Source organism: Actinosynnema sp. NPDC050801 (genome assembly GCF_040673975.1).
Taxonomy (GTDB): Bacteria; Actinomycetota; Actinomycetes; order Mycobacteriales; family Pseudonocardiaceae; genus Actinosynnema.
On the sequence record NZ_JBFAQZ010000001.1, the window covers coordinates 720,957 to 743,189 of the forward strand.

At 72.3% G+C, this 22,233-nt stretch carries 21 protein-coding genes; 14 read left to right on the top strand and 7 right to left on the bottom strand.

What is annotated here, in order from left to right; translation table 11 throughout:
* Nucleotides 1-120: 120 nt before the first annotated feature.
* Nucleotides 121-1,335: a gephyrin-like molybdotransferase Glp gene (glp, locus tag AB0K14_RS03610; RefSeq protein WP_360453889.1), complete on the bottom strand. Its 1,215-nt coding sequence runs from the start codon at nucleotides 1,333-1,335 to the stop codon at nucleotides 121-123.
* 54 nt (nucleotides 1,336-1,389) lie between these two features.
* Between glp and AB0K14_RS03615 the strand changes: the two genes are divergently transcribed.
* The 5 genes from AB0K14_RS03615 to AB0K14_RS03635 all read left to right on the top strand — a co-directional run bounded on the left by AB0K14_RS03615 (nucleotide 1,390) and on the right by AB0K14_RS03635 (nucleotide 7,121).
* Nucleotides 1,390-2,034 carry an AIM24 family protein gene (locus AB0K14_RS03615; RefSeq protein WP_360453886.1) on the top strand — a complete coding sequence of 215 codons (645 nt, stop codon included), beginning with the start codon at nucleotides 1,390-1,392 and terminating at the stop codon, nucleotides 2,032-2,034.
* 80 nt (nucleotides 2,035-2,114) lie between these two features.
* Nucleotides 2,115-2,321 carry a cold-shock protein gene (locus AB0K14_RS03620; protein WP_033443686.1) on the top strand — a complete coding sequence of 69 codons (207 nt, stop codon included), beginning with the start codon at nucleotides 2,115-2,117 and terminating at the stop codon, nucleotides 2,319-2,321.
* Between the two features lie 101 nt (nucleotides 2,322-2,422).
* Nucleotides 2,423-3,649: a serine/threonine-protein kinase gene (locus AB0K14_RS03625; RefSeq protein WP_360453883.1), complete on the top strand. Its 1,227-nt coding sequence runs from the start codon at nucleotides 2,423-2,425 to the stop codon at nucleotides 3,647-3,649.
* Nucleotides 3,650-3,865: 216 nt separating this feature from the next.
* Nucleotides 3,866-5,488, top strand: coding sequence for a chaperonin GroEL (gene groL, locus AB0K14_RS03630; protein WP_360453880.1), 1,623 nt, complete (start codon nucleotides 3,866-3,868; stop codon nucleotides 5,486-5,488).
* A gap of 853 nt (nucleotides 5,489-6,341) precedes the next feature.
* The gene (locus AB0K14_RS03635; protein ID WP_360453877.1) at nucleotides 6,342-7,121 is read left to right on the top strand and encodes a phosphodiesterase; all 780 of its coding nucleotides are present in this window, start codon (nucleotides 6,342-6,344) and stop codon (nucleotides 7,119-7,121) included.
* Between the two features lie 115 nt (nucleotides 7,122-7,236).
* On the opposite strand, the gene AB0K14_RS03640 is transcribed toward AB0K14_RS03635, so the two are convergent.
* The 4 genes from AB0K14_RS03640 to AB0K14_RS03655 form a co-directional block, all read right to left on the bottom strand.
* The gene (locus tag AB0K14_RS03640) at nucleotides 7,237-10,026 is read right to left on the bottom strand and encodes a CHAT domain-containing tetratricopeptide repeat protein (protein WP_360453874.1); all 2,790 of its coding nucleotides are present in this window, start codon (nucleotides 10,024-10,026) and stop codon (nucleotides 7,237-7,239) included.
* Between the two features lie 119 nt (nucleotides 10,027-10,145).
* Nucleotides 10,146-10,631 carry a carboxypeptidase regulatory-like domain-containing protein gene (locus AB0K14_RS03645; protein ID WP_360453871.1) on the bottom strand — a complete coding sequence of 162 codons (486 nt, stop codon included), beginning with the start codon at nucleotides 10,629-10,631 and terminating at the stop codon, nucleotides 10,146-10,148.
* Complete coding sequence (locus AB0K14_RS03650) at nucleotides 10,628-11,233, bottom strand: sigma-70 family RNA polymerase sigma factor (protein WP_360453868.1); 606 nt, start codon at nucleotides 11,231-11,233, stop codon at nucleotides 10,628-10,630. Before AB0K14_RS03650 ends, AB0K14_RS03645 begins: the two co-directional genes overlap by 4 nt.
* A 181-nt stretch (nucleotides 11,234-11,414) precedes the next feature.
* Nucleotides 11,415-11,627: a hypothetical protein gene (locus tag AB0K14_RS03655; RefSeq protein WP_360453865.1), complete on the bottom strand. Its 213-nt coding sequence runs from the start codon at nucleotides 11,625-11,627 to the stop codon at nucleotides 11,415-11,417.
* A gap of 134 nt (nucleotides 11,628-11,761) precedes the next feature.
* Between AB0K14_RS03655 and AB0K14_RS03660 the strand changes: the two genes are divergently transcribed.
* The 5 genes from AB0K14_RS03660 (at nucleotide 11,762) to AB0K14_RS03680 (ending at nucleotide 16,874) form a co-directional block, all read left to right on the top strand.
* Complete coding sequence (locus AB0K14_RS03660) at nucleotides 11,762-12,415, top strand: copper homeostasis protein CutC (protein WP_360453862.1); 654 nt, start codon at nucleotides 11,762-11,764, stop codon at nucleotides 12,413-12,415.
* A 106-nt stretch (nucleotides 12,416-12,521) separates the two neighbouring features.
* Entirely contained in the window at nucleotides 12,522-13,796 is a 1,275-nt protein-coding gene (locus tag AB0K14_RS03665; protein ID WP_360453859.1) for an extracellular solute-binding protein, read from the top strand.
* Nucleotides 13,793-14,686 (top strand): sugar ABC transporter permease, encoded by an 894-nt coding sequence (locus AB0K14_RS03670; protein WP_360453856.1) that lies wholly within the window; start codon nucleotides 13,793-13,795, stop codon nucleotides 14,684-14,686. The genes AB0K14_RS03665 and AB0K14_RS03670 overlap by 4 nt, the downstream gene beginning before the upstream one ends.
* Nucleotides 14,683-15,528 carry a carbohydrate ABC transporter permease gene (locus AB0K14_RS03675; protein ID WP_360453853.1) on the top strand — a complete coding sequence of 282 codons (846 nt, stop codon included), beginning with the start codon at nucleotides 14,683-14,685 and terminating at the stop codon, nucleotides 15,526-15,528. Before AB0K14_RS03670 ends, AB0K14_RS03675 begins: the two co-directional genes overlap by 4 nt.
* Nucleotides 15,529-15,569: 41 nt before the next feature.
* Entirely contained in the window at nucleotides 15,570-16,874 is a 1,305-nt protein-coding gene (locus AB0K14_RS03680; RefSeq protein ID WP_360454349.1) for a beta-N-acetylhexosaminidase, read from the top strand.
* 21 nt (nucleotides 16,875-16,895) lie between these two features.
* Here AB0K14_RS03680 and AB0K14_RS03685 read toward each other — a convergent pair whose 3' ends face one another.
* Nucleotides 16,896-17,117 carry a PspC domain-containing protein gene (locus AB0K14_RS03685; protein ID WP_053718672.1) on the bottom strand — a complete coding sequence of 74 codons (222 nt, stop codon included), beginning with the start codon at nucleotides 17,115-17,117 and terminating at the stop codon, nucleotides 16,896-16,898.
* Between the two features lie 79 nt (nucleotides 17,118-17,196).
* Nucleotides 17,197-18,006: an NADP-dependent oxidoreductase gene (locus tag AB0K14_RS03690; RefSeq protein WP_360453848.1), complete on the bottom strand. Its 810-nt coding sequence runs from the start codon at nucleotides 18,004-18,006 to the stop codon at nucleotides 17,197-17,199.
* 70 nt (nucleotides 18,007-18,076) lie between these two features.
* Between AB0K14_RS03690 and AB0K14_RS03695 the strand changes: the two genes are divergently transcribed.
* The 4 genes from AB0K14_RS03695 to AB0K14_RS03710 all read left to right on the top strand — a co-directional run bounded on the left by AB0K14_RS03695 (nucleotide 18,077) and on the right by AB0K14_RS03710 (nucleotide 22,194).
* Nucleotides 18,077-18,988, top strand: coding sequence for an AraC family transcriptional regulator (locus AB0K14_RS03695; RefSeq protein ID WP_360453845.1), 912 nt, complete (start codon nucleotides 18,077-18,079; stop codon nucleotides 18,986-18,988).
* Nucleotides 18,989-19,098: 110 nt separating this feature from the next.
* Entirely contained in the window at nucleotides 19,099-20,013 is a 915-nt protein-coding gene (locus AB0K14_RS03700) for a MoxR family ATPase (protein WP_360462416.1), read from the top strand.
* Nucleotides 20,010-21,095 carry a VWA domain-containing protein gene (locus AB0K14_RS03705; RefSeq protein WP_360462409.1) on the top strand — a complete coding sequence of 362 codons (1,086 nt, stop codon included), beginning with the start codon at nucleotides 20,010-20,012 and terminating at the stop codon, nucleotides 21,093-21,095. Before AB0K14_RS03700 ends, AB0K14_RS03705 begins: the two co-directional genes overlap by 4 nt.
* Complete coding sequence (locus tag AB0K14_RS03710) at nucleotides 21,088-22,194, top strand: XdhC/CoxI family protein (RefSeq protein ID WP_360462407.1); 1,107 nt, start codon at nucleotides 21,088-21,090, stop codon at nucleotides 22,192-22,194. The genes AB0K14_RS03705 and AB0K14_RS03710 overlap by 8 nt, the downstream gene beginning before the upstream one ends.
* The last annotated feature ends 39 nt before the right edge of the window (nucleotides 22,195-22,233 follow it).

Genomic DNA, 22,233 nt, shown 5'->3' on the forward strand with positions numbered 1-22,233 from the left:
CGGCCCTCGTCCGGCCCGCCCGTGCGTCCCCCGACGAACGCACGGACCGACCGGAACTCCGATCACCACGAGTGTAAGCCGCGTCACACCGATGATCAACGCCGGACGGTCAGGTCGACGTCACTCTCCGTGCAGGAGGCGGACGGTGACCTCGGCTCCCGCCGCCAGCTCCGTGACGTCCTCCGGCACCTCGATCAGGCAGTTGCTGATCGCCAACGCCGACAGCAGGTGCGACCCCGGCCCGCCGACGGGTGTCACCACGCGTCCCGACTCCGGGTCGTACGCGCCGCGCCGGAACTGGGTGCGCCCCGCCGGCGAGGTGACCGGCGCGCTCAACCGGGCCACCGCGCCCGGTCGCTCCACGCGCGAGAACCCCATCGCGGCCCGCAGCGCCGGCCGGATGAACACCTCGAACGACACCTGCGCGCTCACCGGGTTCCCGGGCAGCGTCGCCACCGCCACACCCTGGTAGCGCCCCGCGCCCTGCGGCCCGCCCGGCTGCATCGCGACCTTCGTGAACTCCACGCCGCGCCCCGTGAACGCGTCCTTCACCACCTCGTACGCCCCCGCGCTCACCCCGCCCGACGTGAGCAGCAGGTCGAACGACGCCAACCTCGGCCCGATCGCCGCGTGGAACCGCGCCACGTCGTCCGGCACGAACCGCAGCAGCTCCGCCTCGCCGCCCGCCTCGCGCACCGCCGCGGCCAGCATCACGCCGTTCGACTCGTAGATCTGCCCCGGCGCCAACGCCACACCGGGCCCCACCAGCTCCGACCCGGTCGACAGCACCAGCACCCGCGGCCGCCGGCGCACCGGCAGCGCGCCGAACCCCAGCGCCGCCACCAACCCCAGCTGCGCCGGACCGAGCGTGACGCCCGCGCGCAGCACCGTCGTGCCCGCGGCCACGTCGTCCGCCATCCGCCGCACGTTCGCGCCGACCGCCACCCCGCGGTCGACCCGCACCACCGACGTGCCGCCGTCGGTCCACTCCACCTGCACCACGGCGTCCGCACCGGGCGGCATCGGCGCGCCCGTCATGATCCGGTGCGCGGTGCCCGCCGCCAGCGGCGCCGACGACGTCCGGCCCGCCGGGATGTCCTCCGCCACCGGCAGCTCCACCGGGACCGACGCCACGTCGGCCGCCCGCACCGCGTAACCGTCCATCGCCGAGTTGTCGAACGGCGGCAGCGGCACCGACGCGACCACGTCCTCGGCGAGCACCAGGCCCAGGCAGTCGGCGACCGGCAACGCCACCACCGGCATCCGCCCGACGAGCCCGGCGACACGGGCCTTGTGATCAGCGACTCGGGTCAGCGTGTTCGACACGCGCCCCATCCTGCCGCGCCCGTGGCAGACTGCTCCAACCGGCTGATCACGACAGGGGGAAAGTTGCAGGTCCGGACCCGCCACACTCCCACCTTCGGGGTCGCCCGACTCGTCCTGGCACCCGGTGAACCGGTGGTGGTCGAGCGCTCCTCCGTGCTCGCGACCAGCTACGGCATCGTCGTCGACGCCCGGACCAAGTCACCCGGCGTCAGCGCCGCGCTGTGCACCGCGGGCCCCGAGGGCGGCTGGGTCGACGTCGCCCCGCCCCTGCCCGGCGACCTGCACGTGCTCGAACTGGAGGGCACGACCGGCTGGTGCGTGGCCCGCGACAGCTGGCTCGCCTGCGCCGCCACCGCCCACCTCGACCCCACCGCGCCGCCCGTGCGCGCCCTCCACGGCACCGACCACGGGTTCCTCACCTACGCCTTCGGCACCGGACCCGTCGTGCTCAGCTGCTACGGCACGCTCGACGTGGTCACCCTCGAACCCGGCGAACTGGTCACCGTCGCCGGCGGTCACGTGGTCGCGTTCACCGACACCGTGCAGTGCCGGCTGCGCGCCGTTTCCCCCGGTGCGCCCCAATCCGTGCGGAATGGCGAAGGACTGGTCCTCGACTTCGCCGGTCCCGGACTCGTGCTCACCCGGACCCGCAGCCCGCGCGGACTCGTCAGTTGGTTGCGCGACAACGGATTCAGCGCGCGGTCATGACTCCATAAGGAGGTATCGGCGAACCCCCTCGTGCCTCTAGCGTGACGGTTTGCTCAAGGTATTTCTCGAAGGAGGACGTCTTGGCTGTCGGCACGGTCAAGTGGTTCAACTCGGAGAAGGGCTACGGATTCATCGCGGCGGACGGCGGCCCCGATGTCTTCGTGCACTACTCGGCGATCCAGATGGAAGGCTTCCGGACGCTGGCCGAGGGCGACCGCGTGGAGTTCGAGATCCAAGCGGGGCGCGACGGCCGCAGCCAGGCATCGGATGTGCGCAAGGCGCCGTGACCTCCGCCCGACCCGCCGTCGCGGCGGGTCGGGCCGCACGCCCGGCGTCCGTTTGCCGGAACCCCGCGCAAGGCCCTGTACGCGGACGTTAGGCTCCGTGCGTGTCGGAGGACCTGAGCGGGCGACGGTTGGGCCACTACCGGATCGACGGGGTGCTCGGCCGCGGTGGCATGAGCGTGACCTACAAGGCCACGGACGTCAGGCTCGGTCGCAAGGTCGCCCTGAAGGTCATCGGCGAACACCTCACCGCGGACGCCGAGTTCCGGGAGCGGTTCGTCGACGAGGCGCGCAACACCTCGGCGATCGACCACGCCAACATCGTGCCGCTCTACGACTTCGACGAGGTCGACGGCCTGCTCTACATCGCCATGCGGCTGGTCGACGGCCAGGACCTCGCGTCGCACATCAAGGACGGCCCGCTCTCGCCCGCGCGCACCCTGTCGCTGCTCGGCCAGGTCGCCGAGGCGCTCGACATGCTGCACGGCAAGGGCCTGGTCCACCTGGACGTGAAACCGGCCAACGTGCTGGTCACCACCAAGGAAGCCGCGGGCGAGCACGTCTACCTGGCCGACTTCGGCCTCACCAGGCGCGGCGCCACCGGGCACCGGACCCGCACCGGCGACTTCCTCGGCTCACCCACCTACGCCGCGCCCGAGCACCTGCGCGGCGAACCCCTCGACGGCCGCACCGACCAGTACGCGCTCGCGTGCATGGTGTTCGCGTGCCTGTCCGGTCGGCCGCCGTTCCAGGGCGGTGTGCAGGACGTCATCCAAGGTCACCTCGGCGCGGAGATCCCGTCGTTGAGCGCCGTGGTCTCCCTGCCGCCCGCCATCGACGACGTGCTGCGCAAGGGCACCGCCAAGGACCCGTCGAAGCGCTACGGCTCGTGCGCCGAGCTGGTCGCGGCCGCGCGGGCCGCGTTGTCCGCCGCGCCGCAGGGTGCGCCGCCCCACCGCCGGACCGACTCCGGCGCGGTGCCGATGGGTCCGCAGACCGGCGGCGTGCCCGTGGCGCAGCAGGGCCAGTACCGCACCCCCTACCAGCAGCAGCCGGGGTTCCTCCAGGAGCCGGTGCGGCTGCGGCCGCCCGCGCAGGTCGGCGCCAGCGCGTTCACCACCACCGCCAAGACGCGGCCGGCGTGGGTCGCGCCCGTGCTCGTGGGTGCGATCGCGATCGTGCTCGTCGTCATCCTCGTGGTGATCCTCACGCCGAAGGATGAACCTCCGCGCCAGGGCGGCAACACCGGCACCAGCCAATCCATCGAGGTCGGGGGCACGACCAGCAGCAAACCGCTGCCCACCAGCGTGCCCGTCCGCTCGTCCCGCTGACCACGTCTTCTTGCACTCTCCTCCGTCGAGTGCTAAACACGTAATTGGCACTCGGAACACCTGAGTGCCAACACGCAGGCTGGGACGGTGAGGCCCGTCCCCTCCAGGGGGCTGGTCGTCCGTCGCGGGCACCGAGCCTGGCCGAAGCACCGTGTTCCGCTGCGGGCGAGCGTCCGCAGTGGCCCCATTCGTAATCAGGCGGAGGAACACACCGCAATGGCCAAGATGATCGCGTTCGACGAGGATGCCCGCCGCGGTCTCGAGCGTGGGATGAACATTCTCGCCGACGCCGTCAAGGTGACGCTCGGCCCCAAGGGTCGCAACGTCGTGCTCGAGAAGAAGTGGGGCGCGCCGACCATCACCAACGACGGCGTCTCCATCGCCAAGGAGATCGAGCTCGAAGACCCGTGGGAGAAGATCGGGGCCGAGCTCGTCAAGGAAGTGGCGAAGAAGACCGACGACGTCGCGGGTGACGGCACCACGACCGCCACCGTGCTCGCCCAGGCCCTGGTCCGCGAGGGACTGCGCAACGTGGCCGCGGGCGCCAACCCGCTGGGCCTCAAGCGCGGCATCGAGAAGGCCGTCGAGGCCGTGACCGAGCAGCTGCTGAAGACCGCGCGCGAGGTCGAGACCAAGGAGCAGATCGCCGCCACGGCGTCCATCTCCGCGGGCGACTCGACCATCGGCGAGCTCATCGCCGAGGCGATGGACAAGGTCGGCAAGGAAGGCGTCATCACCGTCGAGGAGAGCAACGCTCTCGGGCTCGAGCTCGAGCTCACCGAGGGCATGCGCTTCGACAAGGGTTACATCTCCGGTTACTTCGTGACCGACCCCGAGCGCCAGGAAGCGATCCTGGAAGACCCGTACATCCTCCTGTACGGCTCGAAGATCGCGTCCGTGAAGGACCTGCTCCCGTTGCTGGAGAAGGTCATGCAGGGCGGCAAGCCGCTGCTGATCATCTCCGAGGACGTCGAGGGCGAGGCCCTGGCCACGCTGGTCGTCAACAAGATCCGCGGCACGTTCAAGTCCGTCGCCGTCAAGGCGCCCGGCTTCGGCGACCGCCGCAAGGCGATCCTGCAGGACATCGCGATCCTCACCGGTGGCCAGGTCATCACCGAGGACGTCGGCCTCAAGCTGGAGAACGCCGACCTGTCGCTGCTGGGCAAGGCCCGCAAGGTCGTCGTGACCAAGGACGAGACCACGGTCGTCGAGGGTGCGGGTGACCCCGAGCAGATCCAGGGTCGCGTCAACCAGATCCGCGCGGAGATCGAGAAGTCGGACTCCGACTACGACCGCGAGAAGCTGCAGGAGCGCCTGGCGAAGCTGGCCGGCGGTGTCGCGGTGATCAAGGCCGGCGCCGCCACCGAGGTGGAGCTGAAGGAGCGCAAGCACCGCATCGAGGACGCCGTTCGCAACGCGAAGGCCGCCGTCGAGGAGGGCATCGTCGCCGGTGGTGGCGTCGCGCTGCTGCAGGCCGCCGAGATCGCGTTCAAGGGCCTGAACCTCGAAGGTGACGAGGCGACCGGTGCGAACATCGTTCGGGTCGCCGTCGAGGCGCCGCTGAAGCAGATCGCCATCAACGCCGGCCTTGAGGGCGGTGTCGTCGTGGAGAAGGTCAAGGGCCTGCCCGTCGGCCACGGCCTCAACGCCGCGACCGGTGTGTACGAGGACCTGCTCGCGGCCGGCGTGCCGGACCCGACGAAGGTCACCCGTTCGGCGCTGCAGAACGCCGCGTCGATCGCCGCGCTGTTCCTCACCACGGAGGCCGTGGTGGCGGACAAGCCGGAGAAGGCGGGCGCTGCCCCGGCCATGCCCGAGGGCGGCGGCATGGACTTCTGATCGACCAGGTCACTTGACCGCGGTTCGATCGGATGAAGTCTCGAAGGGCCCGGTTCGCTCCCAGCGAACCGGGCCCTTCGCCATCCGCCACCTGCGGTGGACGGGACCACGGGCCACACGATCGGGTGAGATCGGCCCGGAAATGTACGGAAACACTGTTACCACCCCTCGGTTAAATCGAGACGGAACCCCGACCACCCCACCTGCCCAACCCCAGCCCCCGCCCCGGCCATCCACCCCTCACCACTGCCACCGCCCACCCACCGCAGCCCACCCGCTCCGCCCGCCTCGGCCCGCGCGCCTCGCCCAGCCCCGCCCGCCTCAGCCAGCCCTCTCAGCCCATACCCGGCCCTGTCCGCCTCGCCATCCGTGCCCGGCCTTGCCTGCCGCGTCCAACGCGCTACGCCCCACCACGCCTGACCCCGCTGGCCTGACCCCGCGGATCCGACACCGCCGGTTGGACACCGCTGATCCGACACGCCGGCCCGATCGGATCGGGCGTGCCCGACCAGCTCGCCTGACACGCCCAGGCAGACCCGCCTGCTCCGCTCGTCCAGCGTCCCGCTCCGTCCGATCCGCCCTGGGCCGCGCGAATCCGCGTGGACGGCCTGCCGGAATCGCGCAGGTCCGACTGAACGACCTGCCGGAACCTGGAGATTTTGCGTGGACGGCCGGTCCGGGCGCCCGAACCGCGCGAATTCGCCTGAGCCGGCCGGCGGTCGGGTGGAATTGGCCGGATCCGCGCTGCCGACGCCGGACTGTTGTCCTGGGCTTGGCCTGAACCCGTGATTTGCCTGATCCTGGCGTTGCCCGACCCGGCTTGCCCGGTCGCCGAAAACCTGGAGTTGACCACGTGCTCATCGCGCACCTGAGTGACCCGCACCTGCGGACCGATGTCCTGGCCGGTGAGCCCGCCGCCTCGCTGAGCCGTGCGTTGGGGCGGGTGCTGGCGGTGGATCCTCGGCCGGATTGCGTGGTGATCACCGGTGACCTCACGGAATTCGGGCAGGTTGACGCCTACGTGCAGTTGCGTGACCTGATCGGGGATTTTCCGGTGCCCCTGCACTTGACCACCGGTAACCACGACGACCCGGCGGCGTTGCTGGAAGTGTTCGGTGGGACGCCGTTCCTCGGCGGCGGGGTGTCGGCGCACTACGCCGTTGCCCACCCCGGGTTCACCATCGTCGCGCTGGACTCGTGGCGGCCGGACGGGCCGGCCGGGCGCCTGGGGGACGAGCAGTTGTCGTGGCTGGACGACGTGCTCGCCCAGCGGCCTGACGTGCCGACCTTCGTGTGCCTGCACCACCCGCCGGTCGCCGTCGGCATCCCGTACCTCGACGGCATGCGACTGGAGGACGGCCCGGCGTTGGGCGACGTCCTCGCCCGCCACGGCAACGTCGCCCGCGTCCTGGCCGGGCACGTGCACCGGGCGATCAGCGTGCCGTTCGCGGGCACGGCGGTGTCCGTCGCGCCCAGCACCTACCGGCAGACCTCGCTGACGCTGCGCGCCGACCGGCAGGTCGGGTACCTCGCCGAGCCGACGGGGTTCCTGCTGCACGTCGCCACCGGGTCCGGGTTCGCCACGCACACCGTGCCGGTCAGTGACGCGGGTGGGTTGATCGGCGCGTTCTGATCGCCCAGTGCCCACGAGTCGCCGAGTGCCGGCGCATTGCCCCAGTGCCCACGAAATTGCCCAGTGCCCACGAAATTGCCTAGAGCCCCCGAGCTGCCGAGCGCCCGCGAACGGGTCAGGCGCCGAAGCACACGAACGGGCGGCGCAGGGGGTCGGCGGCGGTCGCTTCGGCCAGGGCGTGGGACAGCGGTTTGCCGTCGGCCAGGAGTTTGTGGAACGTCCCCATGGTCATCGCGGCGGCGCGGTCGCCCACCTGGTTGACGGCGGCGACGACCGTGCGCGAACCGCCGGCCAGCAGCGCGCCCGCGAAGCCCAGTGCCTCGTCACCCGGTCTGATGTGGCTCAACGCCAAGGAACAGGCGGCGAGGATCACCTGTTCAGGTGCGGTGTGGAGGCGGGCCGTGTCGTGGGCGAACAGCGGGCCGTCGATCAGCTCCAGGCGTGAGAACAAGGCGTTGTCGGCCACGTGCCGGCCGTGCGCCGCGATGTGCGCCAACCGGGCGCCGTCCAGTGCGGCCAGCACGTCGCCCACCGTCTCCGCCATCACCGCGTCGGGGTAGGTGCCGCGCAGGTCGCTCACCTCGCCGACGACCTCCGGCAGGTTCGGCCCACCCACCAGCACGACCCGCGACGCCGCAGTCCGGCCCGACATCGCGTTCAGCCACGCCGTCGCCGACGGGGTGACCACGATCGGACGGCCGCGGAGCGACGGCAGGGCGTTCCACGGCACCGCGTACAGGTCACCGGTCGGCACGACGACCAGCTCGCGCTCGCCGACCAGCCCGGCCAACGGCCCGATCAACGCCTCGTCCAACCGCTCCGCCCGCCGCCCGGCCGACGCCGCCACGGCCGCGGCGGACAGCGGTGACAGGTGGTCGGGCGCGAGCACGTCCACGTCGGCGTGCAACTGCCGGGCCGACTCGAACACGGTCCCGGTCGCGCCCAGCCGCACCAGAGCCGCGTCACCCGCCACCAGCACCACGGCCGACAGCACGCCACCGTGCGTCACGAAGCTCACCATCGCGCGATCACCCAATGCGGTCCGCACGTCGGCGACCCGGCACACCGGTCGCGGCCGGCCCCACACGCTCGTGTGCCAACCGAGCCGCGCCACCTCGCGCTGCAACGCGTCCAGCCGATCCTCCAGCTCGGACACCGGCCGACCGTCCAACCGCGCCTGCTGCACCGCCCGCGCCAACGACCGCGCCTGCGCCACCCGCCGCGCCAGCACCGGGTCGTCGATCGCGGGCAACGGCTCGTACCGGTACACCTGCGCCCGCGTCCGCTCCAGCCAGTCGAACGCCGCCTCCGCGTCACCGCCGTGGTCCAGCACCAGGCCGATGGCGAGTTCGCCCAGCTCACGGCCGTGCACGGCGGTGCCGCACAGCAGGTCGAGGCCACCCATCCGGTCGCGGACGCGACCCAGCTCGGTGAGCCCCTCCTCGGCCTCGCGCAACGCCGCAGCCGGGTCGCCGACCGCCACCGCCAGCTCGGCACGGCACAGCCGCCGCAGCATCCGGTGGTCGATCGGCGTGATCGGACCGGGCGCCGGGACCTGCTCCAGCAGCGCGCGGGCGGCCGTCAGGTGGCCGCGGCGGACCGCCATCCGCACGGCGAGCAGCCGCGCGACGGCGGCCTCGTCGGTCAACCCCACGTCGGTCAACCGCTCGGCCAGCCTGGTCGCGCGAGCAGGGGTGATCCGGGTCGGCGCATGCCTCGCAACGGCCACCAAGGCGACGTCCGAGCGCGATTGGGCGGGGACGAACAGCCCTCCGACGGTCGCAGCACCGGACTCCACGCTGACGGCAGGAACGGGCACGACGTCGGGCGACGGCGAAGCGGCAGTGGGGGAGACGGCAGCGGGCGAAGCGGCAGTGGGGGAGACGGCAGGAAGCGGGGTAGCAGGAGGCGGGGTGGTGGCGGTGGCGATGGCGAATTCGGCTCTCATGCGCATCAACGCCGCCAGTTCGGCCCACGACTTGCTGCCCCGCCGCCGGAAGCGGCGTTGGGCCTGGGTGGACAGCTGTCGCGCGGTGGTCGGGTCGCCCTGCAGCAACGCCGCCGCGGCGCGCGCCAGCTCCGCCTCCGCCAAGTCCTGCCCCACCCGGCGCCGCCGCAGCACGACCAGCGCCTCGTCCAGGTGCTTGGCCGCCTCGTCCGCCAACCCGCCGGCCAGCATCACCCGCGCCCGGTCGATGCGGGTGCGCGCCACCAGGTCCGGCGCGAGCACCCGGAACGCCCGTTCCGCCTGCTCGTGGAAGGCCAACGACCGGGGCACGTCACCGGTCAGGTGGGCGATGTCGCCGAGGTTCCCCAGCGCCTTCGCCTTCAGCAGCGGCAGGTCCTCGGCCTCGGCCAGGTCGATCGCGCGCCGCACGTCCCGCTCCGCCGCCTCGGGCAGGCCGAACGCGATGGTGGTCAGGCCGCGGTTCATCAGCGCGGTCGCCAGCGTGGCCGCGCCGACCACCCCGGCCGCCCGCCCGGCCTCCAACTGGCGCACCGACTCGTCGTACAGGGCGATGGCCTCGGCGGTCCGCCCGGCCCGGTGCAGGATGAGGGCCTGCTGGTCCTTCACGATGGCCCTCAGCCCCACCGCGTCCGGCCCGTCGGGCAGCGTGGTGATCAGCTCGCCCGCCGTCAGCAGCCGCGCCAGGCCGTCCTCGACCGACTCGGTCTCCGCCTCGCCGTACGACAGGGTGATCAGGATACGAATGCGGACAGTGGTCGATTCGACGCTCGGCGGTGTCACCGGCAGTACCCGCAACGCCCGCCGCAGCAGGGTCACCGCATCCGCCGGACGGCCGCCCGACGCCGCCCGGAACGCCTTTTTGTGCAGGTCGACGGCCACGTCGAGTTCACGGGGAGCTGGCGGGGAGACCGGCAAGGCGGCACGAGGCGCGGACACACCCTTAATGCCAGCACACAGAACGTGTCCGAGGAGCCGTCTTGTGGATGCTATGTGTGCGCCGAACGGGTTACTCTCCGTGAGTGTGTGGTCGGTCGACCCACGGTGACGCCGTGCGGCTACAACATGATCGTCGGTGTCACGACCGTCCGCCCCGGCTCACCCCGTGAGTTCACCAGGTGCACCACGATCTGCGTGGTGCCCGCGGGCACGTCGGACAGCACGAACCGGCCGCCGTCGTCGGCCTTGGTGGTGCTCGACTCGTGCTCGGCCACCCTCACCTCGACGGTGTGCTCACCCGCGGGTACGAGCCAGCCGTCGATGCGGTGCCGTGCGCCGGTCGACGTGAAGTTCACCATCAACGTCAGGTTGTCCACCGTGAACGTGATGGTGCCGGGGCTGCCACCCCGCACCCCCGCGAACGAGCCCGCGCGTTCCCAGCGGGCCACCTCGACGTCCAGGTTCTCCAAAGCCACCGCGAACTGGATGCGTTCGACGAGCCCCGCCGGGGGCGCGTCCAACTCGTACACCAGGCGGTTCAGTTCCGTGAGGACAGCGGTGTCCTCTTGGCCTCTGCGGTCATCGCGCGGGTCGATGTCGTTCACCGCGATCCTCCTTCCGCGTCGAGATGTGTGCGCAACGTGGTCAGGCACCGACCCCGGGTGGGGCCGATGCTGCCGCGCGGCATGGACAGTGCTTCGGCGACCGCGCGGTACTCCGCCCGGCCGGCCAGCACGGTGAGTCGCAGGAGTTCCTGGCACTTCTGCGACAAGCGGCCGAAGGCCCGCCACAGCCGGTGGTCCCGGTCGTCGACCAGGGCGGCGTCCTCGGGCAGGCCGTACTCGCTCTCCAGTTGGTCCGCCAGCTCGTCGCTCAGCGCCGCTTCGCGACGGGCCGGTGTCCAGGTCCGTTGGGCCTCGCGGCGCGTCGCGACGACGAGCCACGCGGCCAGGGCGCGGGGTTCGACCAGCCGGTCGAGGTGCCGCAGCAGCGCGAGCCAGACCGTCTGCACCACGTCCTCGGCGGTGCTGCGGTCCAGTCCGTGCCCGCGCGCCACGTGCCACACCAGTGGCGTCAAGTCGGCGACCAGCACGTCCAGTGCGCGCCGGTCGCCGTCGCGTGCGGCGACGACGCAAGCCGCGTGCCGGTCCGTCCCGTCGAGCCCCTCCCACGGTGGGCGCTCACCGGCCGTGCGCAGTTCTCCCACGTCGTCACCTCCTCCTCGACATCCCCCAGCCGGAGCTGATCGTCACACACCGCTGCCGTCATCGGCGCGGCGGCGGTCCGCGATGCCCCCCTCGCACCGCGGACCGCCTCCCCCAACCTCGATGACACCCGGTCGGCACCCCTCGAAGCCGACCGACCGCCACCTCCCTCCCCCCAGAGGTTCAGTTGCCGGTCACGGACGTGCTGTCGGTGCCCACCGGGGCGCCGTGCGTCTGGTGGTGACCCTCCGGCGTGGCCGGTGGCGGGTCCTGCGGGTCGTCCTCCTGGTCGGACTCGACGGTCGCCCCCTCGACGGCGGCGAACCGCTTCTCCAGCTCGTCGGTGTCGAGGTCGGCGGGGTCCAGCTCTTCGACGCCGGGCGGAGTGGCGCTCATGTGGCCTCCTCAGTCGGGGTTGAGGATCGGTCACTAGGTAAGGAGTGAGTAGTTCTACGGTGGATACGTGCCGCCGTTTTAACAGTTCACGGTTGAGGCGCGGGGGCTCACCGAGCGTGGGTATGGTCTAGACCATGCTTGAGGTCATCGCACTGGACGCCACCGACGCCGAGGCCGCGCAGGCCGGCGGCGCGGACCGGCTGGAACTCACCGTCGACATGGCCGCGGACGGGCTGACGCCGCCGGTCACCGTGCTGCGCGACGTGCTGTCCGCGACCGACCTGCCGGTCCGGGTCATGCTGCGCGACGCGCGCGGCTTCGCGCCCGGCGACCTCGACGGCCTGCGGCGCGACGCCGCGGCGCTGCGCGAGGCGGGGGCGTCGGAGTTCGTGTTCGGCTTCCTCGACGCCCACGGGTGGGTGGACGAGGTGGCGTGCGCGGCGCTGATCGCGGAGTTGGACGGGTGCGCGTGGACGTTCCACCGCGCGCTGGACAACTCGGCGGACCCCGAGGCGGCGTGGACGGTGGTCGGCGGGCTCGGCTGCGACACGGTGCTCGCGGCCGGCAGCCCGCGCGGTGTCGCCGACGGGATCGGCGTGCTGGAGCGGCTGGCCGCGCGCCAGGGCGCGGTGCGGCTGCTGGTCGGCGGCGGGCTCGAGGTCGGGCAGGTGGCGCCGTTGCGGGCCGTCGGCGTCACCGGGTTCCACGTCGGGAGCGCGGTGCGGCCAGGCGGGTGGGACGCCCCGCTCTCCGCCGACGCGGTCCGGACCTGGGCGAATTTGGTCTAGACCGCTCGCCGATGCGGACATTAGCATCGCCGTTGCTTCCCGTGAAATAGCCGTTGCGTATGACGCAACGGCCCCAGGGGTGTGACACACCTGAAGGGTGGGCGAGATGCGGTTCGCAGCAGCAGCGGTCGTCGGCGCCGTCGTGCTGGCCGGGTGCGCCCCGGTCCAGTCCGGCTCGGCGCCCGTCGGTGGTGACGAGCAGACCGGGCAACTCCGGGTCTGGCTGTTCGACGAGGTCAACCGGGGCCCGAAGGAGGCGGTCGTCGAGGAGGCGGTCGCCGAGTTCGAGCAGGCACACCAGGGCGTCACGGTCGACGTCCAGTACATCCAGGTGCAGACCCGCGCCGAGCGGTTCAAGGCCGCGTTCAGCGATCCCCAGAGCGCCCCCGACGTGGCCGAGTTCGGCAACACCGACCTGGCCGGCTACGTCGCGGGCGGCGGGTTCGCCGAACTCGACCTCGGCGGCTGGTCGGAGGCGAAGGACCTGCTGCCCGCCGTCCTCGACACCGGCAAGGTGGACGGCAAGGTCTACGGCGTGCCCTGGTACGTCGGCGTGCGCGCGCTCTACTACCGCACCGACATCTTCCAGGAGCTGAACATCAAGCCACCGGCCACGTTGGACGAGATCGCGCCGCTCGCCCGCCGGATCCGCGCCGCCAGGCCGGACCTGCTCGGCATCTCCGCGGGCGGCAAGTACACCTACGGCGCGATGCCGTTCGTGTGGGCCAACGGCGGCGACATCGCCCGCGAGGACGGCGGCGCGTACGTGTCCACGATCGACAGCGCCGAGTCCAAGGCGGGCCTGCGCCAGTACACCGAGCTGATCGCGGACGACATCTGCCCGCCCGCCCAGTGCGCGGGCAACGGCGGCGACGCCAGCGTCGAGGCGTTCCGCGCGGGCAAGGCGGCGATGGTCGTGGGCGGTGACTTCAACCGCAAGTCGGTCGACGCCTCCACCGCCGCGGGCAAGTACGCGGTCGTGCCGCTGCCCGGCAAGAAGGCCGGCGAGATCGCGCCGGCGTTCGCGGGCGGCAACCTGCTCGGGGTGCTGAAGGGCAGCGAGCGCAAGACGCTGGCCAACCAATTCGTGCAGCTGCTGGGCGGCAAGGAGTACCAGCGCAAGATGTTCGACGCGATGGGCAACCTGCCGACGTTCGGCGACGTGCAGGACGAGGTGGCGAAGGCCAACCCGGTGCTGGAGCCGTTCATCGAGACGCTGGAGGCGGGCACGCGGTTCGTGCCGGTCACCCCGAACTGGGCCAAGATCGACGCCCAGGCGGTGCTGCCGACGTTGTTGCAGCAGGTCGCCGCCGGTGGTGAGGACCTCGACAAGGCCGCCAAGGACGCCGCCGACCAGATGAACGCCGCCTTCGGCTCATGACGATGCGGACGTCCAAGGGCGACGGGCGGATCGCGTTCGCCTACCTCGCCCCCGCGCTGCTGGTGCTGGTCGGGTTGATGGGCTACCCGATCTACCAGCTCGTGCTGATCTCCCTGTTCGACTACGGCCAGGAGCAGGTCAGCGGTGGCGCGCCGCTGACGTTCCTGGGCCTGGGGAACTACACGACGCTGCTGGCCGACGCGCGGTTCTGGGCCGTGCTCGGCCAGACGGTCGGGTTCGCCGCGGTCTGCGTGGTGGGCACCCTGCTGGTCGGCGCCGCGCTGGCGGTGCTGGCCACCAGGGTGCGCACGTGGGCGCGGATGACGTTGTTCCTGGCCGCGCTGGGCGCGTGGGCGACGCCCGCGGTGGCCGGGTCGACCATCTGGCTGTTCCTGTTCGACGCCAACTTCGGGTTCGTCAACGAGGTGCTGGGCACCACCGGGTTCTCCTGGACCTACGACAAGTGGGTGGCGTTCGGGCTGGTCGCGGCGCAGGTGGTCTGGTGCTCGTTCCCGTTCGTCATGGTCACCCTGTACGCGGGGATCAAGTCGATCCCGGGCGAGGTGCTGGAGGCCGCCGCGCTGGACGGCGCGAGCACGACGAGGACCGCGACCAGCGTGATCCTGCCGCTGCTGCGGCCGTTGCTGGTCGTGGTGACGATCCAGTCGATCATCTGGGACTTCAAGGTGTTCACCCAGGTCTACATCATGACCAACGGCGGCGGCATCGCCGGCCGCAACCTGGTGCTCAACGTCTACGCCTACCAGCAGGCGTTCGCCGCCTCCGAGTACGGGCTCGGCGCGACCATCGGCGTGGTGATGACCGTGTTGCTGCTGCTCGTCACCGCCGGCTACCTGCGGGCGTTGCGGCGGGGCGGGGAGGCGCTGTGAACCGGCGGGTGTCGCGGGGTGTCGCCGAAGCGGTCACGGTCGGCATCGCGGCCGTGGTGGCGTTCCCCCTGTACTGGATGGTGCTGACGGCGGTGAAGCCGCAGGCGGAGGTCATCTCGGCCGACCCGCGGCCGTGGACGCTCGCGCCGACGGTCGACAGCTTCGTGCGCGCGCTGACCGTGCAGAGCTTCGGCCGCTACCTGCTCAACAGCGTGGTGGTGGCGGTCGCGGTGGTGGCGCTGAGCCTGCTCATCTCGTTCCTGGCGGCCACCGCGCTGACCCGGTTCCGGTTCCGCAGCCGCACCACGCTGCTGGTCATGCTGCTCGTGGTGCAGATGGTGCCGGTCGAGGCGTTGACCATCCCGCTGTTCTTCCTCATGCAGTCGGTGCGGGACGTGGCGCCGGTGTTCGGGCTCAACCACCTCGGCTCGCTGGTGCTGGTGCACCTCGCGTTCAGCCTGCCGTTCGCGATCTGGATGCTGCGCGGTTTCGTCGCGGCCGTGCCGGTGGAGCTGGAGGAGGCGGCGACGCTGGACGGCGCGTCCCGCTTCCGGTTCCTGTGGCAGGTGCTGTTCCCGCTGGTGGCGCCCGGTCTGGTGGCGACGAGCGTGCTGTCGTTCATCCACGCCTGGAACGACTTCCTGTTCGCCAAGACGTTCATCATCTCCGCGGCGGAGAACCAGACGCTGCCGCTGGCGTTGCAGGTGTTCGTGAAACCCGACCAGAACGACTGGGGCGCGATCATGGCAGGATCGACGTTGATGACGATCCCGGTGCTGATCTTCTTCATCCTGGTGCAGCGGCGACTGGTCGCGGGCCTGGCCGGGGCGGTGAAGTCGTGATCCTGCCCCGTCCGGTGTCGTTCACCCGAGGTGACGGCGAGGTGCCGTTCGACGGCACGTTCCAGGTCGAGCGCGTGGCCGGGCCCGCCGAGGGCTACCGGCTGTCGGTGTCGGCCGACGGCGTGCGGGTCCAGGCGTCCGACGACGCGGGTGAGTTCTACGCGCGGCAGACGTTGCGGCAGTTGAGCGGGCCCGCGGCGTTCCGGGCGGTGCCGCCGGGGGCGGTGACGCTGCCGGTGTGCACGGTCGAGGACCACCCGCGGTTCGCGTGGCGCGGCGTGATGATCGACGTGGCGCGGCACTTCCTGCCCAAGCACGACCTGCTGCGGTACGTCGACCTGCTGGCCGTGCACAAGCTGAACGTGCTGCACCTGCACCTGACCGACGACCAGGGCTGGCGGTTCGAGTCCCGCACGTTCCCCCGGCTGCACGAGGTCGGCGGGTGGCGGCCCGACTCGCGGTTCGGCGACCGGCGTTCCGGCGGTATGGCCGGCCGACCGCACGGCGGCTACTACACCCAGGACGACCTGCGGGAAGTCGTGGCGTACGCGGCCGGGCGGCACATCACGGTGGTGCCGGAGATCGACGTGCCGGGGCACAGCCAGGCGGCCATCGCGGCGTACCCGGAACTCGGTGCGTCCGGCGGCGGCGTGTGGACGGACTGGGGGATCAACCCGAACGTGCTGCGGGCCGACGAGTCCACCGTGGACTTCTACCGGCAGGTGTTCGACGAGCTGCTGGACGTGTTCCCGTCCGAGGTGATCGGGCTGGGCGGTGACGAGGCGGAGGGCGGCGACGGCCGGTTCGTCCGCCGCATCGCCCAACACCTGCACCGACGCGGGCGGCGGCCGTTCGGGTGGGACGAGGTGCTCGGCGTCGGACCGCTGCCGACCCGCACGATCGTCGCGTCGTGGCGCGGCGAGGACGCCGGCCTGACCGCGCTGGACCGCGGCCACGACGTGGTGATGTGCCCGGAGGAGCACGTGTACCTGGACTACCGGCAGTCCGACCACCCCGACGAGCCGATCCCGGTCGGGACGGTCACGACGCTGGCGGACGTGTACCGGTACGAGCCCGCGGCGGCGGACCGGGTGCTCGGCGCGCAGGCGAACCTGTGGACCGAACACCTCGACTCGCCCAGGCGGCTCGACTACGCCGCCTTCCCCAGGTTGAGCGCGTTCGCCGAGGTCGTGTGGAGCCCCGCCGAACGCGACGAGGCGGAGTTCCTGACCCGGCTGGCCGAGCACCACCTGCCGCGGCTCGACGCGCTCGGCGTCGAGTACCGCCCCCTCGACGGTCCCCGGCCGTGGCAGCTGTTGCCGGGCGTGCCCGGCTTCCCCCGGTAGGTCGTCAGGCCCGCTCGGGCATCAGGCCTCTTCGGGCATGAGGATCCAGCAGGCCAGGTAGAGGATCGCGCCGGCGCCGAACCCGAAGAGGGTGGCGGCGACCAGCAGGATGCGGACCAGCGCCGCGTCCACGCCGAGCAGCTTGGCGACGCCGCCGCACACACCCGCGACCATCTTGTCGGTCCGGCTGCGACGGAGCTTCTTGACCTTGTCGGTGGCTTGGTTGAGCACGTCGTTCGTCATGCCTCAAGAGTGCTCCGCCAGGGCTTTCGGGACATCGGGGACGCACCCTGACTTCCCCCGGAGCGCCGTTCTCAGGGTTTCACGGCACCACGAGGACCTTGCCCCTGAGGTCCCCGGCCTCGGCGCGGCGGTGGAGCTCCGGCAGGGCGGCGAGGTCGTGCCGCTCGGACACGTCGACCACGACCACGCCCCGGTCCACCAGGTCGACCAGCGCGGTGAGCCGGGCGGCGTCGAAGCGGGTGACGAAGTGGGCGGCGGGTGCGTCGCTCAGGGTGGCCGAGACGACGACGCCGCCGAGCCGTGCCACCGGGGCGTCCGGGACGAGGTTGAGCACGACGTCGAACCGCCCGGTGGGGTCGTAGCCGACGACGTCGTCCGCGCCCAGCGCCCGGACCGCGCCGGCGCTGCGGGGGGACGCGGTGGCGGTGACGTGGGCGCCCGCGTGCTTGGCCAGTTGCACGGCGAACCCGCCGATGCCGCCGCCCGCGCCGTTGACCAGGACCCGGTGGCCCGGTCGGACCTGGCCGTGCTCGAACACCATCTGCCACGCGCTGAGACCGGCCAGGGGCAGGGCGGCGGCGTCGGCCAACGGGATCCGCCGGGGCGCCGGGACCAGCCGTCCGGCCGGTGCGACGGCGTACTCGGCCGCCGCGCCGTCGATCCAGCCGACCACCGGGTCACCGTCGACCGTGCCGGCCACGTCCCAGCCCAACGTGTGCGGCAGGGGCAGGTCGAACAGGCCCGACCGCACCGCCACCTCCGTCGGGTTGAACGACGTGGCCGCCACCTCGACCAGCACCTCGCCCGGTCCGGGTACCGGGATCGGGACGTCGTCCGCGATCTCGATGACAGACGGTCGACCGTATACAAAAATCCGCGCGGCTCTCACCTGGCGAATGTATGCAGTGTGCAAAAGACGATCCATGCGTGTGGATCCTGCATACATGTTTAATCGTCTCGTGGACTTGCTGAGCGACGTGGTCGCGGCGATGCGCACCGGACGGCCCGTCGCCGCACGGGTGGCGTGGCAGGAGCCCTGGGGTCAGCGGTTCGCACCGGTGCCGGGCGCGTCCGGGTTCCAGGTGGTGCTGGAGGGCACGTGCTGGTTCATCCGCGACCACGCCGACCCGGTCGAGCTGCGCGAGGGCGACGTCGTGTTCCTGCCCGACGGCCGGGGCCACGCGCTGGCCGACAGCCCCACCACCCCGTTGACGAGCCAGGCGTGCGACCCGAACGACCCGGCCTTCGCCGCCGACCACCCCGCGCCCGAGCACCCGACCACCGTCACGCTGTGCGGCGCCTACGAGCTGGAGCACGTCCACCCGCTGCTGCGCGACCTGCCGGACGTCGTGCTCGCCTCCGGCCCGGAACTGCGCTCCGCCGTCACCCTCCTGGCAGGCGAACTCGAACACCCGCGCCTCGGCTCCGACGCCCTCGTGCCCGCCCTGCTCGACACGCTCCTGCTGTACCTGCTGCGCACCTGGTTCACCGGGTCCGATCGCGCCGCGGGCTGGTCCGCCGCGCTCAACGACCCGGTCACGGCCACCGCCCTGCACCACATGCACCGCGACCCCGCGCACCCGTGGACGGTGGCGAGCCTGGCCACGACCACCGGCCTGTCCCGCGCGCCGTTCGCCAAGCGCTTCACCGCCCTGGTCGGCCGCCCACCGCTGACCTACCTGACCTGGTGGCGGATGACCACCGCCGCCCGCCTCCTGCGCGACACCGACGCGCCACTGGCCACCATCGCCACCCGGGTCGGCTACACCTCGGAATTCGCCTTCGCCGCCGCCTTCAAGCGCACCCACCACACCGCCCCCGGCCACTACCGCCGCACCCTCCGCAACCCCGCACCGACCACCCGCGCCTGATCCGCCGGCGCCGACCCCGCGAGATCGCGTCGGTCGTTCGTGACTCATTTCCCGCCGATCACGCTTTTCGATCGGCGGGAAATGAGTCACGAACGACCGACTTCCCGGCGATCGAGCCGCCGCCTGCGGAGCAGCGGCAAACTAACCCAGTGATCGAAGAGCTCGCCGCCGGCTTGGACCGGGTCGGCTACCTGCCCGACCGGGGTATCGCGACGGCCGCCTACCTGGCCCTGCACATGCGCCGCCCGCTGTTCTGCGAGGGTGAGCCCGGCACCGGCAAGACGTCCCTGGCCGTGGCGCTCGCCCAAGCCCTCGACCTGCCCCTGATCCGGCTCCAGTGCCACGAGGGCATCGACGTCACCCAGGCCCTCTACGACTGGGACTTCCCCCGCCAGCTGCTGCACCTGCGCGCGCTCGAAGCCGCGGGCCCGGTCGACGCCGAGCAGGCCGAGGCCTCCCTCTACACCCGCCGCTTCCTGCTCGCCCGCCCGTTGCTGCAAGCCCTGGAGAACGCGCCGTGCGTCCTGCTGGTCGACGAGGTGGACCGGGCGGACGACGAGTTCGAGGCGTTCCTGCTCGAAGTGCTGGGCGAGAACTCGGTGACGATCCCCGAACTGGGCCGCATCACCGCGAAGACCCCGCCGCTGGTCGTGCTCACCTCCAACCGCACCCGCGAGGTGCACGACGCCCTCAAGCGCCGCTGCCTCTACCACTGGCTGGAACACCCCGACCTGGCCCGCGAGGTCGCCATCCTCCGCCGCAGGCTGCCCGGCGTCACCGAACGCCTCGCCCACCAGGTCGCGTCAGCCGTGCGGCGGTTGCGCGACCTGGACCTGATCAAACCGCCGGGCGTGGCGGAGTCGCTCGACTGGGCCGAAGCCCTGCTCACCCTGGGGCGCACCGAACTGGACGCGGACACGGCGGCGATCACGCTCGGTGCCGTCCTCAAGTACCACGAGGACGCCCAGCGCGCCCTTTCTGCCGGTGTGCTGACGGGGCTGCCCGAGAGCACAATCGGGGGATGACCGCAGCCGGCGCGTCGACCGGGCTCGTGGGGTTCGCCCGCGCGCTGCGGCACGGCGGCGTCGCGTGCGGGCCCGAGCGGGTGCACGCGTTCGTCGCGGCGGTCGACCGGCTGGGCCCGGGGCGGCGCGAGGACGTGTACTGGGCCGGGCGGTTGACGTTGTGCGGGGAGCCGGACGACCTGCCCCGCTACGACGCGGCGTTCGCGGCCTGGTTCGGCGGGGTGCCGCCGACGCCGCCCGGCAGGCGCGCCCGGCAGACCAGTCACCTGGCCGCGCTCGGCGACGGCGGGCCGGGGCGCGACGGGCGGGCGTCGACGCTCAAGGTCGCCGCCAGCGACGTGGAGGTGCTGCGGCGCAAGGACATCGCCACGCTCAGCCCGGCCGAGAAGCGGCACCTGGACGACCTGCTGGCCGTGCTCCGGCCGGTGCCGCCCCTGCGGCGCACCCGGCGCCGGGCACCCGCGCGCAGAGGCGCGATCGACCCGCGCGCCACGCTCAAGGACATGCTCGCCACCGGTGAACCGGTGCGGCCACGCCGCCGCCGCCGCACCACCCGCCCGCGCAAGGTCGTGCTGCTGGTCGACGTCTCCGGCTCGATGAAGCCCTACGCCGACGCGCTCCTCCGGTTCGCGCACGTCCTCACCCGCCACATGCCGGTCGAGGTCTGCACGCTCGGCACCCGGCTGACCCGCGTCACCCGCGAACTCCGCCACCGCGACCCCGTGCAGGCCTTGGCCGCCGCCGCGCGCGCCGTGCCCGACTACGAGGGCGGCACGCGGCTGGGCGAGACGCTCAAGGTCTTCCTGGACCGCTGGGGACGACGCGGTGCCGCGCGCGGGGCCGTGGTGGTCATCTGCTCCGACGGCTGGGAACGCGGCGACCCGGCCCTGCTCGCCGAGCAGACCCGGCGCCTGAGCCGACTCGCGCACAAGGTCGTCTGGGTCAACCCGCACGCGGGCCACGACGGGTACCGGCCGGTGCAGTCCGGGATCGTCGCCGCCCTGCCGCACCTGGACCGGCTGCTCGCCGGGCACAGCCTCGCCACCCTGCACGCCCTGCTGGAGGAGGTACGACTTGCGTGACGTTCTCGCCGACCTGGCCCACCGCGTCGACCGGGGGGAAACCGTCGGTGTCGGCACGGTGGTCGCCACGTTCAGCTCCGCGCCCCGACCGCCCGGCGCGGCGATGCTGGTCGGCGCGGACGGCGCCGTCGTGGGCAGCGTGTCCGGCGGCTGCGTGGAGGGCGCGGTCTACGAGCTGGCGCAGGAAGTGGTGCGCAGCGGCCAACCGGTGCTCCAGCGGTACGGCGTGAGCGACGACGACGCGTTCGCGGTGGGCCTGACCTGCGGCGGGATCATCGACGTCTACGTGGAGCCGGTCGACAAGGCCCGCTTCCCCGAGCTGCCCGAGGTCCTGGAGGCGGTCCGGGCGCAGGAGCCGGTGGCCATCGCCACGGTCGTGGAACACCCCGAGTGGGTCGGCCGGCGGGTGATCGTCCGGCCCGACCGCGCCACCGGCGACATCCCGTCCGCCCGGGCCGTGGACGCGATCACCGACGACGCGCGCGGCCTGCTCGCCGCCGGGCGCAGCGGCACCCTGCACTACGGGCCCGACGGCCAGCGGCGCGGCGAGGGCATGGCGGTGTTCGTGAACTCGTTCGAGCCGCCGCCCCGGATGCTGGTGTTCGGCGCGATCGACTTCGCGGCGGCCTTGGCGAGGCTCGGCGCGTTCCTCGGCTACCGCGTCACGGTGTGCGACGCGCGCCCGGTGTTCGCCACCGGCAGTCGGTTCCCCGAAGCCGACGAGGTGGTCGTGGACTGGCCGCACCGCTACCTCGCCGCGCAGGCCGACGAGGGCCGGGTGGACGAGCGGACGGTGGTCGCCGTGCTCACCCACGACCCCAAGTTCGACGTGCCGCTGCTGGAGGTCGCGCTGCGGCTCAAGGTCGGCTACGTCGGCGCCATGGGCTCCCGCCGCACGCACGACGACCGGCTGCGCAGGCTGCGCGAAGCGGGCGTGACCGAGGACGAGCTGGCGAAGCTCGCGTCCCCGATCGGCCTGGACCTCGGCGCCCGCACCCCCGAGGAGACGGCGGTGTCGATCGCCGCCGAGATCATCGCCCTGCGGTGGGGCGGGCAGGGCAGGCGCCTGGCCGGCACGGAGGGCGCCATCCACAAGTGAGGGGGTTGTCCACCAGGACAACCAAGAGCAGGCTCGGTG